2 protein-coding genes are annotated in these 16,116 nt (G+C 74.7%); both read right to left on the bottom strand.

Annotation, left to right across the window (positions count from 1 at the left end; translation table 11 throughout):
• Positions 1 to 44 precede the first annotated feature (44 nt).
• Positions 45 to 6,782, bottom strand: coding sequence for an amino acid adenylation domain-containing protein (locus tag ACGFML_RS22220; protein WP_393546159.1), 6,738 nt, complete (start codon positions 6,780 to 6,782; stop codon positions 45 to 47).
• A 25-nt stretch (positions 6,783 to 6,807) separates the two neighbouring features.
• Complete coding sequence (locus ACGFML_RS22215) at positions 6,808 to 15,987, bottom strand: type I polyketide synthase (protein ID WP_393546158.1); 9,180 nt, start codon at positions 15,985 to 15,987, stop codon at positions 6,808 to 6,810.
• Between the last annotated feature and the right edge of the window lie 129 nt (positions 15,988 to 16,116).

The raw sequence follows: 16,116 nt of genomic DNA, 5'->3' as shown, positions 1-16,116 counted from the left end.
GGTTCGGCTGCTTCTCTTGGTTCGGCGGGTTCGGCGGGTTCGGATCACAGGTCGTCCAGGGCCTTGCCGAGCTCGGCCGCCAGCGTCCGGAGGTTCGGCGAGCGCATGACGCTGTAGTGGTCGCCGGGCACGTCGACGCTCTCGGCCCGGTCGCCGAGGAGGTCCAGCCACTGCCGGGTGGTCGCGGCGGTGGCCCCGTCCATGGCTTGCAGGAGCCGGACCCTGCCCCGGTACGCGGCGGGCTCGTGGTCGGCCAGCGCGCGGCTGAGGCGCAGGAACCGGCCCGCGAGCCGTTCCAGGGTGGCGGCGTCGATGTCGTCCGGCAGGACGGCGGCGTGCCGGGCCCGCGTCAGCAGTTCCTCGACCGGGGACCGGTCGCCCGTGGGCTCGAACTCGGCCGGCTCGGGGTTCCAGTCGCCTCCCGCAAGACCGGCCAGGTCGCGGGCGAAGCGAGCCAGCAGCGCCGCGTCGGCGGCGGGTTCGGCGCGGCCGGGCGGTTCGAGCAGATCCACCGCCGCGACGAGCTCGACCGTCCCGCCCCGCCCGGTGAGCAGGTGGGCGGTCTCCAGGGCGATCACGCCGCCCATGGACCAGCCGCCGAGCCGGTACGGGCCGTCCGGGAACCGTTCGGTGATCGCGTCGGCGTAGTGCGCGGCCAGGGCGGCGACGGTCTGCGGCGCCGGTTCGAGGTCGGGGTACTGAAGGGCGTGAAGCGGCTGGTCGTCGTCCAGGAGGGCGCCGAGCCCGGCGTAGCAGAGCACGTCGCCGCCGACCGGGTGGACGAGGATCAGCGGTGGCCGGGCCCCGGTGTCCCGGAGCGTGACCAGGGCCGCCCGGCCTTCGTCGCCGAGCGGATCGCGCAGCGCCTCGGCGAGCGACGCGACGGTCGGCCGGGCGAGCAGCGTGGCCACCGGCAGCGACCGGCCGGTGCGCTGCCGGATCCGGGCCATCATCCGCACCGCGAGCATCGAGTCGCCGCCGAGGTCGAAGAAGTTCGCGGTGACGCCGACGGTCCCGTCGGCGGGTGCGAAGAACTCGGCCCAGATCTCGGCGAGGAGCCGTTCGGTCGCATCGCGCGGTGCGACCGCCGCAACGGAGCGTGGGGCTCCCTCTTCGAGCGACGGCAGCCGGCCGCGGTCCACCTTGCCGTTGCCGGTCAGCGGCAGTTCGTCCAGGAGGACGATGCGGGCGGGCACCATGTAGCCGGGCAGTTCCCGGCCGAGCGCCTCGCGCAGCTCGTCCTCGGAGGTACCCGTCACGGCGTACCCCACGAGCCGCCGGGGGCCGCCCCGTTCGCCCTCGGCCACCACGGCCGCCGCGCGGACGTCCGGCCGGCGCAGCAGCGCGGCCTCGACCTCGCCGAGCTCGATCCGATGCCCCTGGACCTTCACCTGGGAATCCGCGCGCCCCAGAAACTCGATGGTGCCGTCCGGCAGGTAGCGGCCGTGGTCACCGGTCCGGTAGAGCCGCTCGCCCGTCACCGGGTGGCGCAGGAACGCCGCGCGCGTCTTCGCCTCGTCGCCGAGGTAGCCGCGGGCGAGGCCGACACCGGCGATGTACAGGTCGCCGGGGACCCAGGTCGGGCGCGGCCGCAACGCCTCGTCCAGCACATGGAAGCGCTGGTTTCGCATCGGCCTGCCGTACGGGATGCTCGTCCGGTCCGGGGCCACGTGGGTGATCGGGTACTGGATCGACCAGATGGACGCCTCGGTCGCGCCGCCGAGGCTCCAGGTCCGCGCGTTCGGCAGGGTCGGGGCGAGGACTCCGGGGAGGGTGACGGGGATCCAGTCGCCGCTCATCATCACCACGCGCAGCGACGGCACCGGCGCGAGGGCCTGGGAGTGTGCGACGAACATGTCCATCAGCGCGGGGACGCTGTTCCAGAGCGTCACGCGGTGCCGGTTCACCAACTCCAGCCAGGCGGCCGGTTCGCGCTGTGCCGACGCGTCGGGCAGGACCAGGGCTCCGCCGACCGCGAGCAGGCCGAACACGTCGTAGACCGAGAGGTCGAAGTGGAGCGCGGACAGGGCCAGGACGCGGTCGCGTGCGGTCACGTCGAAGCGGTCGTTGATGTCCTGGATCGTGTTGACCGCGCCGGCGTGCTCGATCATCACGCCCTTCGGGACCCCGGTGGAACCCGAGGTGAAGATGACGTAGGCGAGATCGTCGGGCCCGGCCGGGGAAGGCGGCAGGGGGCCGCTCGCACCGGTGTCCGCCGGCTCGGTGTCGACATGCAGCGAGCGGGTTCCGTCCGGCAGGTCGAGCCCGTCGGCGACCGCCGACCGGGTCAGCACCAGCTCGATACCGGCGGTCTCCATGATCATCCGAAGTCGGCGGCCGGGCATGGCGGCGTCCACCGGCACATAGGCGGCCCCGGCCTTGAGGATGCCCAACGCCGCGACGACCTGCTCCCAGCTCTTGTCCATCACGATGGCGACGAGCACGCCCGGGCCGGCGCCGCGGTCGATCAGCCACCGGGCGATCCGGTCGGAGCGGCGGTCCACCTCGCCGTAGTCGAGGGTCCGAGCGGCGGTGATGACGGCGGGGGCGTTCGGCCGGCTCTCGGCCTGCCGCAGGAACGCGTCGTGCAGCAGTTCGGAGGGGACGGGGGCGTCCGTGGCGTTGGCCGCCCTCCGCATCTCCAGGTCGGCCGTCGGCGCGAGCACCGACGGCGGGCGCCGCCACGCCCCCTCGCCGCACAGGTCCCGCACCAGGTCCAGGTAGGCGTCCCACATCCCGTCGACGACGCCGTCGGGGAACATCTCCTCCACCACGTCCCAGTTGAGGACCAGTTCCCCGGCCTCCTCCAGGGCCTGGTGGTCGAGCCACACCTGCGGCGTCCGTACCGAGCTGGACACCAGGCTGCCACCGGCGCCGAGCGTGGTCAGTGCCGTGAGCGCGCCGCGCTCACCGTCGCCCCGTCCCGAGAAGCCGATCGTGCTGGTGAAGACCACGGGCATGCTCGCCAGACCGGTCCCGCCCCGGGTGCGGTTGAGCTCGCGCAGCACCTCGACGCCGCTGACGTGCCCATGGTCGAGGTCGGTCAGCAACTGGTTCTGCAGCCGCGCGGCGCCCGAGGTGAAGTCCTGGGCGGGGGTGGCGTCGACTTCCAGCAGGGTGGTCGCGCTGAGGTTTCCGATGACCCTGCCGACGTCCTCGTGCAGCGGCCGCCGGTTGAACGCCAGCAGGTTGAGCGTGAAGCGCGGCGAGGCGCTCCAGGCGGCAAGGACCTGCGCATACGCGGTGCACAGGGACGCCGAAGGGGAGATGCCCGCCGCGGCGGCGTTCTCCTTGAAGCGCTGCCACGCCGCGGGCTCGATCCGGCCCGTCCGGTGGGTGAACACCGGCTGCCGTGGCGCGGATCCCGGTCGCAGCGGCAGGCGGGGCGCGGGCGGGAGGGAGGCGACGCGTGCCTGCCAGTAGGCGAGCGACTTCTCGCGCCGCGCGGCATCCGTCTCGGTGGCGGCGAGCACGTAGTCGCGGTAGGTGAGGGCAGGGGCGGGCGCCGTGGGCGTCCCGGAGCGGTAGGCCTGTGCCCACTCCTGGAACAGCACCCCGGAGCTCCGGCCGTCCATGATCAGCGCGTCGAAACCGAGGTGCAGCCGGGTCGTTTGCGCGTCGAGCAACGTCGCCCGGATGTCGAACAGTGGCCAGACCTCGGTGTCGAAGACCTGGTGCCGCATCTCCTCGTGGATCTCCGCCAGTCGGCGGGCCCGTTCGGCGTCGTCGCACGTCCGCAGGTCGACCGTGGCGATCCGGTAGTCGGGGACCTCGGCGAGCACCCGCTGGTGCCCGTCCCCGGACACGACCGCGCGGAGCATGTCGTGCCGGTCGACGAGGTGCCGGAAGGAGCCGGCGAGCCGCTCGAGGTCGGTCTCCTCCAGGTCGATCTCGACGAGGAAGGAGGTGGATACGTTGCCGAGCTCGAACGCGTCGGTCCGGCCGACCAGATAGGCCTGCTGGAGGTCGGTGAGCGGGAACGGCTCGTGGCGGGCCGCCGGGTCGGCGACCAGCGTCGTCCCGGGCTCCTCGGTCCGGTCCGCGCCGCCGCGGGCCGCCTGGACGGTCTGCGCGATGTCGGCGACGCTCCGGCCGTCCAGCAGGTCGGGCAGCGGAAGGTCGACGCCGAGCCGCCGGGCGAGGGTCTGCCGGATTTCCATCGCGATCAGCGAGTCGATGCCCAGGCTCCGCAGCGACAGGTGCAGGTCGTCGCCGGTGACGGCCGCGCCGCGCGCCCGGCCGACGATGCCGACCGCCGCCTCGGCGGCGTTCGCGGTCTCGGGCGCGGCGGCCCCGTCCGCCGCGGGCGCGGCCGGCCCGCCCGTTTCCGGCGCGGCGGAGCCGGCCGCGCCGGGCACCGCTTCCAGGCGTACGCCGTCGGCGAGCGCCACGGGCGTGCCGTCGGCGCCGACGAGCCGTACCTGCGCGACCAGCGGCCCGCCGTGAGCCGGTGCCTGTCCCCCGCGGCCGCCTCCCGTCCAGAGCCAGTAGCGCTCGCGCTGGAAGGGGTATCCGGGCAGCGACGCAGGCGGCCCGGCGCACTCGCCGTGCACGCCCGTCCAGTCGATCCGGGCGCCGCGGGTGTACAGCACGCCGAGGCTGTCGAGGAGGGTGCGCCGGGCGTCCGCTCCCTCGCGCAGCGACGGCAGGAACACGGTGTGCGCGGTCGTCCGAACCTGGTCGAGGAGCGGCGAGGCGGGCCCGATCTCCACGAAGGTCCGGTGCCCCTCGCGCAGCAGCGCGGCGATCTCGTCGGTGAACGACTCCGGCTCGCCGGCATCCGCCGGAGTCCGGGCCGCCGCCCGCAGCGCGTCCTCCAGGCTCATCGTGCCCGTGACGCACGCGGCCACCGGCTCGCCGGTGCCGTGGCCGCGGACGGCGGCGGGCGCCACGCCCCACGACCGCCACAGCTCGGCGAGCGCGTACGCGACGGCGAACGGCGAGGGCCGGCCGCCGCCCGCCTCGGCGCATCGGTCCACGGCGCGGCGGAAGACCGGCTCGGCCGCGGCCAGCTCGGCGGCCGCGGCGGCGGACAGCGAGTCCGGGCTGCCGGTGAAGAGGAACACCGGGCCCCGGCTGGTCTCCGGGGCCCGCGCGCCGACGCGGACCCCGGGCGGCGGCCCCTCGTCCGGGCGCGTTCGCGTGAGGAGGTCCCGCAGCTCGGCGCGCGAGGACGCGACGGCCGAGAGCCGGTGCGTGAAGTGCGCCCGCCCCAGGCTCGTGGTCCGGCAGATCGACGCGAGGGGATCGCGGTCGGCGCCGTCGGCGCCGTCGGCGAGCAGCTCGGCGTAGCGCGCGGTGAGCTCGGCGAGCGCGGTCGGTGTCTTGGCCGAGAGGGTCAGCAGGCGTGGCCCGTCCTGCTCGGCGGGCCGGGACTCCTCGGCGGACGGCGCCTGTTCGGGGAGGGCGGGAGCTTCTTCGATGATCACGTGCGCGTTGGTGCCGCTGATGCCCTGCGAGGACACCGCGGCGCGTTTCGGCCCTGCCGTCCGGGGCCACGCGCTCTCCTCGGCGACGAGCTCGACCGCGCCCGCCGACCAGTCGACATGCGGGGTGGGCTCGTCCACGTGCAAGGTGGCGGGGAGCCTGCCGTACCGCATCGACAGCACCGTCTTCATGACCCCGGCGACACCCGCCGCCGCCTGGGAGTGCCCGATGTTGGGCTTCAGCGAGCCGAGCCGCAACGGCTGGTCCCGCTCACGCCCGTAGGCGGCCAGCAGGGCGCGCGCCTCGATCGGGTCGCCGAGCGGGGTGCCGGTGCTGCTCGCCTCCACCACCTGGATGTCACCGGGCGACAGCCGCGCGTCGTTCAACGCCTGTCGGATGACCCGCTGTTGCGCGGACCCGCTCGGTGCGGTGAAGCCGTTGCTGGTGCCGTCCTGGTTCACCGCGCTGCCGCGCACCACGGCCAGCACGGGGTGGCCGAGCCGTCGCGCGTCGGACAGCCGTTCCACCAGCAGCACGCCCACACCCTCGGAGAACCCGCTGCCGTCGGCGGCGGCCGAGAAAGGGCGGCACCGGCCGTCCGGTGACAGCCCCTGCATGCGGGTGAACTCGGTGAACAGCTGCGGTGTGGCCATGACCGTCGCGCCGCCCGCCAGCGCCATCGTGCACTCGCCGCGGCGCAGCGACTGGACGGCCAGGTGCAGCGCGACCAGCGAGGACGAGCAGGCCGTCTCCACGGTGATCGCCGGGCCGCGCAGGCCGAGGGTGTAGGAGAGCCGGCCGGACGCGACGCCGCCCGCCGTCCCGGTCGTCAGGAAGCCCTCGGCCTCCTCGGGCACGTCGCCGCGCCCCAGCCCGTAGTCGTTGCAGGACAGCCCGGTGAACACGCCGGTCTCGGTGTCGCGCACCGACTCCGGGTCGATCCCGGCGTCCTCGAAGGCCCGCCAGGCGGTCTCCAGCAGCAGCCTTTGCTGCGGGTCCATGGCCAGGGCCTCGCGCGGGCTGATGCCGAAGAAGCCGGCGTCGAAGTCCGCCGCGTCGTAGAGGAAGCCGCCGGAGCCCGTCAGGCTCCGGCCGCCGCTCTCGGGGGCGTGCAGGCCGTCGTCCCAGCCCCGGTCACGGGGGAACGCGCCCACGGTCTCCCCGCCGGAGGCCAGCAGCCGCCACAGGGCGGCCGGCGAGTCGACCCCGCCCGGATACCGGCACGCCATGCCGACGATCGCGATCGGCTCGCGGTCGGCCTCCTCCAGCTCGCGCACGCGCTCGCGCGCCTGGTGCAGGTCGAGGGTGAGGCGCTTGAGGTAACCGAGCAGCTTCTCGTGTGTTTCTGATCCCATGACGGATCGGTCCTCCGTAGGCGGGTCAGGAGCGGGAGAGCTCACGGTCGATGAAGTCGAGCAGTTCCTCGGCGGTCGCGGCCTCGACGAGCGCCGCCACGTCCGCCTCGCCGTCCCCGGAGGCGTCCGCCGGGGCGGCCGGTACCTCCTGGGAGGGGACGAGTTCGGCGTCCAGGACGGCGACGAGCTCGGGAAGCGTCGGCGCCTCGAACAGCAGGGTGACGGGCAGTTTGAGGGCCGTCGCCGTGTTGAGGCGGTTGCGGAACTCGACCGAGGTGAGCGAGTCGAGCCCGAGCTCGCCGAACGGCCTGTCGTCCGGGATCGCCTCGGGCCGGGAGCCCAGGACGGCGGCCATGTGGGTCCGGACCAGGTCGGCCAGGACCCCGGCGCGTTCACCGGCGGCCAGGCCGGCCAACTCGTCCCGCAGCGGCCGGTGTTGTCGGTGTACGGGCACGTGCCCGGGCCGGCCCGCTCCGGCGGCCGCCACGACCTCGCGAAGGACCGGCGGAAGGTCCGCTCCGAGGTTGCGCAGGATCTCGCGGTCGAGCCGTGCGGGCGCCAGGACTGCGTGCGGTGACGGCAGTGCCGCCTCCAGCAGGGCCAGGCCGTGGTCGGGAGCCACCTCCACGAGCCCGGCCCGGGCGAAACGGGCCCGGTCGGCGGCGGTGAGGGCGCCCATCATGCCGTCCGGGTCGTCCCACAGGCCCCAGGCCAGCGCGAGGGCGGGCAGGCCCTGCGTGCGGCGGTACCGGGCGAGCGCGTCGAGGAACGCGTTGGCCGCGGTGTAGCCGCCCTGCCCGGCGCCGCCGAGCATCCCCATGATCGAGGAGACCAGGACGAACGCGGTGAGCGGGTGGCCCGCGGTCAACTCGTGCAGATGCCAGGCCCCGTCGGCTTTGACGCGCATCACCCGGTCGATCTGTTCGGCAGTGAGCGAGGTGATCGGCGCGTCGTCCACGACGCCCGCGGCGTGGACCACGGCGGTCAGCGGGTGCCGGTCGGGGACGGCCTCGATCATCGCGGCGACGGCGTCCCGGTCGGCGACGTCCACCGCCGCGAACGTCACCTCGGCGCCGAGCCCGTTCAGGTCGGACGCCAGCTCGGCCGCTCCGGGCGCGTCGCCGCCCCGGCGTCCGGCCAACAGGAGCCGTCGCGCGCCGTGTTCGGTGACCAGGTGCCGGGCGACGGCCCGGCCGACGGCGCCGGTCCCGCCGGTGATCAGCACGGTTCCGTCCGGGTCGAGGATCGGCGGGACGGTGAGCACGACCTTGCCGACGTGGGTGCCCTGACGCAGCAGGCCGAAGGCTTCCGGTGCGCGCCGGACGTCCATGTCGGTGACGGCGGGCCAGGTGAACGCGCCCTCGGCGAACAGCTCGACCGCTCGGTTCAGAAGGCGGGCGAGGTGCTCGGGCGGCAACTGGAGGAGGTTGAACGCCTGGTAGCGCGCACCGGGGTACGCGGCGGCCACCTCGGCCGGATCGCGCGGATCGGTCCTGCCCAGTTCGACCAGGAGCCCGCCGGGACGCAGCAGCCGCAGCGACTCGTCGACGAGCTCGCCGGTCAGCGAGTTCAGGACGACCGCCATGCGCCGGCCACCCGCGCCGAAGCGTGCGCCGAATCCGGGCTCGCGGGACGACGCGAGGTGGTCGTCGTCGACGCCGAGGGCACGCAGCGCGGCCCACTTGGCGGGACTCGCGGTCGCGTAGACCTCCGCGCCCAGGTGCCGGGCGAGCTGGACGGCGGCCATGCCGACGCCACCGGCCCCGGCATGGATCAGGACGCGGGCGCCGGCGCTCACGCCGCCCAGCTCGATCAGAGCGTGCAGGGCGGTCAGATGGGCGACCGGTACGGCGGCGGCCCGGGTGAACGACCAGCCGGCGGGCATCTTGACGAGGGTGCGGTGGTCGGCCTGGGCCACGTTGCCGAACGCGGCCGGGAAGAGGCCCATGACGCGATCGCCGACGGTCAGGCCGGTGGCACCGGGCCCGGTCGCGGTGACCACGCCCGCGCCTTCCAGGCCGAGCGGGCCGGGGTCACCGGGGTGCATGTCGAGCGCGCCCAGGACGTCGTGGAAGTTGAGCCCGGCGGCGCGAACCGCGATCCGGACCTGGCCGGGGCCGGGTTCGGCGGCGGCCTCGGGGGTGGGCCGGACCTTGAGGGCGGTGAGGGTGCCGCGCTCGGTGAGGTCGAGGCGCCAGGCACGGGTGTCGTCGGGGAGCTGGAGCGCGGGGTCACCCGCTGCGGGCACGAGCCGGGGCGCCAGGACGGCGCCGTCACGGACCGCCACCTGGTTCTCGTCCGACGCCAGTGCCCGGGCCGGAACCTCGGCCGCGTCAGGAGCGAGGTCGACCAGGGCGAACCGGCCCGGGTGCTCGACCTGCGCTGTCCGCACCAGGCCCCAGACCGCCGCCTGCGCGAGGTCCCGGACGGTCTCGCCGGTCCGGGCGGCAACGGCCCCATGAGTCACCAACACCAGGCAGGATCCGGCGAGTCGGTCCTCGGCGAGCCATCGGCCGAGCAGCCCCCGCGTTCGGTGGGCCGCGTTCCTGGCCGCCGTCGCCGGGTCGGTTCCGTCCTCGCCGGCCGGGCAGGCCACGACGACGTGCTCGGGTGGCGCGCCCGCCGCGAGCAGCGCGTCCAGGTCGAGGGCGTCCCAGGGGATCGGAACCCTGCCGCGCGGCGTTCCGGCCGCCGGCCCGGGCAGCGTTTCCCAGCCCAGCGCGAACAGGGAACCGCGCGCCACGGCGGTGGGGTCGGCCGGGCGGCCCGCAGCGACCGGGCGCAACTCCAGCGAATCGACGAGGCCCGCCGGGTCTCCCGAGGCGTCGAACAGGGTCAGCGGGCGGCCTCCGTCCACGGCAGGCGCCGCGTGCACCCGCAGGGACGCTCGGCCACCCGTACCGAACAGGGACACTCCGCGCCAGCGCAGCGGCTGCATGCACTGGCCCGCGGGGCCCGAGGCGTCGGCGATCAGGCCGTGCAGGGACGCGTCCAGCAGGGCGGGGTGCAGGTGGTAGGCACCGGCGTGCGTGTCCTCCGGCTCGGGCAGGGCGGCCTCGGAGAACTGCTCGCCGTCGCGCCGCCAGGCGGCCCGCAGCCCCTGGAACACCGGACCGTGCCCGTACCCCTGCAGGCCGAGGTCCTCGTACATGCGGGCCGGTGGTACCGGTCTCGCGCCGGCCGGAGGCCAGTCCTCGGGGGCCGGTGCCGTGGCCGTGTCGGGGCCGAGGGTTCCGGTGGCATGCTCGATCCACTCGCCGTCGGTCGCCCGGCCCGATATCCGGCAGGTCCGCAGCCCGTTGCCGTCCTCGCCCGCCACCCGGACGCGCAGGTCGACGGCGCCGTCCGCCGGGAGTTCCATCGGCGTGGCGACCGTCAGTTCCTCGATCCGCGCCGTGCCGGACCTCGCGCCCGCGTGCAGTGCCAGTTCCAGGAGCGCGGTGCTCGGTACGACGACCGTCCCCGACAGGGTGTGGTCGGCCAGCCAGGGATGGGTGCGGGTCGACAGCCGCCCGGTGAACACCGTCTCACCGTCGCCGAGTTCGACGGCCGCGCCGAGCAGGGGATGACCGGCCGGGGCCTGGCCGAGGTCGGCCGTGCCGGACGGCCCGGCCGTGCCCGTGAGCCAGTAGCGGCGACGTCGGAAGGGGTAGGTGGGCAGGTCGACGTGGGCGGCGGCGGTTCCGGTGAGCCGCTCCCACGCGATGGGCAGGCCCTGGACGTACGCCTCGGCGGCGGAGGTGAGGAACCGGTGCAGTCCCCCGTCGTCGCGGCGCAGCGAGCCGGTCACGATCCCGTCGGCCTCGGTCTCCTCGAGGATCTGGCCGATGCTGCCGGCCAGCACCGGGTGCGGGCCGACCTCGACGAACGTGGTGTGGCCGGACGCGATGAGCGCTTCGACCGCCTCCTGGAAGCGCACGGTGTGCCGCAGGTTCCGGTACCAGTAGGCCGCGTCGAGCTCACCGCCCTCCTGCCAGTCGGCGGTGACCGAGGACATCAGCGCGATCTCGCCGGTGCGCGGCACCAGCGACGCCAGCTCGGCCAGGATCTTCTCGCGGATCGGTTCGACCGCCGGGCAGTGCGAGGCGAAGGCCGCCGGGATCACACGGGCGTTGACGCCCTCGGCCCGGTAGGTGTCGACCAGCTCGGCGATCGCGTCCGGGGCTCCGGCCACCGCGGTGGTGGCCGGTCCGTTGATCGCGGCGATGCTCAGCGTGCCGAGTCGTTCCCGCACCCGCTCCGCGGGCAGCGGGATCACGGCCATCGCCCCCTTGCCCATCAGGTCGACGGCCACGCCGCTGCGCAACGCGATGGCGCGGGCGCCGTCGTCGAGGGAGAGCGCCCCGGCCACGACGGCGGCGGCGATCTCGCCCTGCGAGTGGCCGACCACGGCGTCCGGGACGACCCCGGCCGACCGCCACAGCTCGGCCAGCGACACCATCACGGCCCACAGAGCGGGCTGCACGACGTCGATCCGGTCGAGCAGGGGCGCGCCGTCCAGGACGTCGGCCAGCGACCAGTCGACGTACGGCGCGAGCGCGCGCTCGCACTCGGCCAGGCGGGCGGCGAAGACGGGGCTTTCGGCGGCGAGAGCCGACGCCATGCCCCGCCACTGGCCGCCCTGTCCGGGAAAGACCAGAACGGTCCGGCCGGGCTCGCCCGCACGGCCGGTGACCACGCCGGGGGCCTCTTCGGCACGGGCCAGCGCGTCCAGGGCCCGGCCGGCCTCGTGCCGGTCCCGGGCGATCACCACTGCGCGCTCGTCGAGGGAGGCCCGCGCGGTCAGGGCCGGCGCCGCGCCGACCGGGTCGAGCGGTTCGGCGGCCAGCACCCGCGCCTGCTCGCGCAGCGCGTCCGGTGTCCGGGCCGACAGGACGACCGGCACCACGGGCGGCCGCACCGGCTCGACGGCGGACTCGGCCTCGGCCTCGGCCGGCGGCTCCGCCAGGATCACGTGGGCGTTGGTGCCACTGATTCCGAACGAGGAAACGCCGCCACGCCGGAGCTCGCCGGTGTCCGGCCAGGGACGGGCCCGGTCGAGCAGGGCCACCGTCCCGGCCGACCAGTCCACGTGCGGGGACGGCTCGTCGACGTGCAGGGTGGCGGGCAGGGCCGCGTTCCGGATGGCCTGGACCATCTTGATGACGCCGCCGACGCCCGCCGCCGCCTGCGCATGTCCGATGTTGGATTTGAGGGACCCCAGCCACAGTGGCCGGTCCCGATCACGCCCGTAGGCGGCCAGCAGGGCGTTGGCCTCGATCGGGTCGCCGAGGGCGGTGCCCGTCCCGTGCGCCTCCACGGCGTCGACCTGCTGCGGCACGAGCTCGGCATCGGCGAGCGCGTCCGCGATGACGCGCTGCTGGGCGACGCCGCTCGGCGCGGACAGCCCGTTGGAGGCGCCGTCGGAGTTGATGGCACTTCCGGCGATGACCGCGAGGACGGGGTGGCTGTGCCGCCGGGCGTCCGAGAGCCGTTCGACCACGAGCATGCCCGCGCCCTCGCCCCACCCGGTGCCGTCCGCCCGGGCGGAGAATGCCTTGCAGCGGCCGTCGGCTGCCAGCACCCGCTGGCGGGAGAGCTCCACGAACATGCCGGGGGTCGCCATCACCGTGACGCCGCCGGCCAGGGCGAGCGAGCATTCTCCGGCCCGCACCGCCCGCACCGCCTGGTGCAACGCGACCAGCGACGCCGAGCAAGCGGTGTCCACGGTCAGCGCGGGCCCGTTCAGGCCGAGGACATAGGCGATCCGCCCGGAGATCACGCTCGCGCTGGTGCCGGTCAGCAGGTGTCCCGCGACGCCGTGCCCGGCGGCTTCCATGCTCGGCCCGTAGCCGGAGTGCATCGCCCCGGCGAACACGCCGGTCCGGCTGCCCTTGAGCGTCGAGGGGTCGATCCCGGCACGCTCCAGCGCCTCCCACGCGACTTCCAGGAGGAGCCGTTGCTGCGGGTCCATGGCGAGGGCTTCCCGCGGGCTGATCCCGAAGAACTCCGCGTCGAAGTCCGTCACGTCCGGTATGAAGCCGCCCTGGCGGACGTAGGACGTGCCGAGGCGTTGCGGATCCGGGTGATGGAGCGTCGCCAGATCCCAGCCCCGGTCGTCGGGGAAGCCGCCGACGGCGTCGGTTCCGGCGTCGACCAGGTTCCACAGGTCATCGGGCGAGCGCACCCCGCCGGGGAACCGACAGGCCATGCCGACGATGACCACGGGGTCGTCGGCGTCGTGGGCATCGTCGGCGTCGTCGGCGGCATCCGCCCGCTCCCGCACGACCGCCGGCGAACCACCGGTGGACGCGCCCGCCTTCAGCTCACCGATCGCCGCGGCCAGGGCGGCCGGGCTCGGGTGGTCGTACAGGAGGGTGCTCTCCAGATTCAGCCCCGTCGCGGCCGACAGCCGGTCGCGCAGTTCGAGCGTCATGGCCGAGTCCAGGCCCATCTCCCGGAACGTCCGGCCGGGCCTGACGTCGCCGGCCGATCCGGCGCCCAGCACGACCGCCGTGCGGCTCTGGACCAGCTCCAGCACCGTTCGCCCGTCAACTCCCGTGACTGGCGCCGGAGTTGCTTCGGGCGCCGGCTCGGCGACCCCGGGCACCCCGGACGGCCAGTAGGAGCGGCGCTGGAACGGGTAGGTCGGCAGGTCGGTCAGCGGCGGCGAACCGGGCAGCAGCGCGGCCCAGTCCACCGCGACGCCGCGGACGAACGACTCGGCCGCCGCCGTGAGGAACCGGTGGCGGTCCCCGTGGCCGCGCCGGAGCGTGCTCAGCGCGGCGCCGTCGCCGCCGTACAGGTCGATCGCCTGCCGGATACCCATCGCCAGCACCGGATGCGGGCTGACCTCCAGGAACGTCGTGTGGCCCGAGTTCAGCAGTTCCTCGACGGCCGGTCCGAACCGCACCGGCTCGCGCAGGTTGCGGAACCAGTACCCGGCGTCCAGCTCGGCGGTGTCGATCGGTTCGGCGGTGACGGTCGAGTGGAACGGCACGCCGATGGAGCGCGGGGCGATCCCGGCGAAGGCGGTGAGCAATTCCTCCCGCAGTTCCTCGACCTCCGCGCTGTGCGAGGCGTAGTCGATCGGAAGCCGCCGGGTCCGCACCTCCTGCCCGTAGTGGGCGGCCAGCGTGTCGAGCGCGGCGACCGGACCCGCGACCACCGTGTGCGCGGGGCCGTTGACCGCCGCGATCGACAGCGAAGCCGCCACCCTCGCGAGGTCCCGCCCCACCCGTTCGACCGGCAGTTCCACCGACAGCAACCCGCCACGGCCCGCGATCCGGTTCAGCACCCGGCTGCGCAGGGCCACGATCCGCGCGCCGTCCCGGAGCGACAGGGCGCCCATGGCGGTGGCGGCGGCGATCTCGCCCTGCGAGTGGCCCACCACGGCGGCGGGCTCCACGCCGGCCGAGCGCCACAGCGCGGCCAACGACACCATCACCGCCCACAACGCGGGCTGGATCACCTCGTCGGCCTCCAGCGGCGGCGCACCGGGGACACCGCGCAGGACATCGATCGGCGACCAGTCCAGGTAGGGGCGGAGGGCGTCGGCGCATTCACCGAGCCGATCGGCGAAGACCGGGGAGGATTCGATCAACTCCGCTGCCATGCCCGCCCACTGCGAGCCCTGGCCGGGAAAGACGAATACCGGCCGGACCGGGGGCCCCTCGTGACGGCCCTCCACCACGGCCGCCGACGGCTGCCCGGCCGACCGTGCCGCCAGTTCGGCGAGGAATCCGTCCCGGCCGTCGGCGACGACGACGGCGCGGTGTTCGAACGTGGTGCGGGTGACGGCCAGCGACCGGCCCACCGAGGCCGGGGCCAGCTCCGGGCGCGCCGCCACATGAGCGCGCAGCCGTGCGGCCTGGTCACGCAGCGCGGGTTCGTCACGCCCCGACAGCACCCAGGGCAGCACCCCGGCATCGTCTTCGCCGCCGGCCCGCTCCGCGCCCTGCCAGTCCGAGAGGATCACGTGGCAGTTGGTTCCGCCGATCCCGAACGAGCTGACCCCCGCGACCAGCGGCCCCTGCGGCGACGGCCAGGGCCGGGTCTCGGTGTTCACCCGCAGACGCAGCTCGTCGAGCGGGATCCGCTCACCGGGCTCGGCGTGGTTCAGGCTGGGAACGAGTTCGCGTTCGCCGACACACAGGACGGCCTTGACGAACCCCGCGATCCCGGCCGCGCCCTCCAGATGACCGATGTTCGTCTTCACCGACCCGACCAGGAGCGGGGCGTCGCGCGCGTGGGCCGAACCCAGCGTCGCACCGAGCGCGGCGGCCTCGATCGGGTCGCCGACCCGCGTCCCCGACCCGTGCAACTCGACGTACCCGACCTCGCCCGGCTCGACGCCCGCGTCGGCACAGGCGGCGAGCAGCACCCGCTCCTGCGCCGCACGGCCCGGCGTCGGCAGCGTCTCGGTCGCGCCGTCGTTGTTCAGGGCGCTGCCGCGGATGACGGCATGGATGCGGTCGCCGTCCCGGACGGCGGCTTCCAGGAGCTTGAGGACGACGACCCCGCCGCCCTCGCCCCGGACGTAACCGTTCGCGCGGGCGTCGAAGGTGAAGCAGCGCCCGTCCGCAGACAGCGTCCCGGCCCGCTCCAGCGCCAGGGTGCTGTCCGGCGCGAGGATCAGGCTCACACCACCGGCCAGAGCCAGGTCGGACTCGCCGTCCCGCAGGCTCGCGCACGCCAGGTGCACGGCGGCCAGCGACGACGACTGTCCGGTGTCCACCACCAGACTCGGGCCGTTCAGGCCCAGGGCGTAGGAGATCCGGTTGGCGATCACGCCACGCTGCAACCCGGTCAGCGTGTGCCCGGTCACCGCGTCGGACCCCTGGCCGCGCAGCAGCGCCGCGTAGTCGTCGGCGATCACCCCCAGGAACACGCCCGTCCGGCTGCCCGCGAGGTCGCCCGGCAGGGTCCTGGCGTGCTCGACGGCCTCCCAGGCCAGTTCGAGGGCCAACCGCTGCTGCGGGTCCATGGTCACGGCCTCGCGCCGCGAGATACCGAAGAACTCGGGATCGAAGGCGTCCACCCGATCGAGGAACCCCCCGCGCGCCGGGCCCCGGCCGCCACACCGATCGGTGATCGCGTCACAGCCGCCGCGCAGCAGCCGCCAGAACGCCTCCGGCCCGTCCGCCTGCGGGAACCGGCAGCCGATCCCGACGACCGCGACCGCGCGTGACGGCAGATCACGTATGCCGTGACCAGCAATTCCCATCGTTGATGCACCCCAGTGTTCTTGCCGGTGTTCTTGCCGGTGTTCTTGCCGGTGTTCTTGCCGGATCGGCGGGTCCCGCGACGGCGGGTGGGGCCGTTGGTGAAGACGGCCCACACCCCGTCGCCCGGT

The sequence above is a fragment of the Streptomyces sp. NPDC048650 genome (assembly GCF_043199095.1).
Classification (GTDB): Bacteria; Actinomycetota; Actinomycetes; order Streptomycetales; family Streptomycetaceae; genus Streptomyces.
Note: the sequence above shows the minus strand (reverse complement) of the source record. Positions and strands in the feature narration are given on the sequence as shown.

Coding starts and splice junctions, on each gene's coding strand:
- ACGFML_RS22220 (WP_393546159.1), bottom strand. CDS start 6,782: ATGGGATCAGAAACACACGAGAAGCTGCTCGGTTACCTCAAGCGCCTC.
- ACGFML_RS22215 (WP_393546158.1), bottom strand. CDS start 15,987: ATGGGAATTGCTGGTCACGGCATACGTGATCTGCCGTCACGCGCGGTC.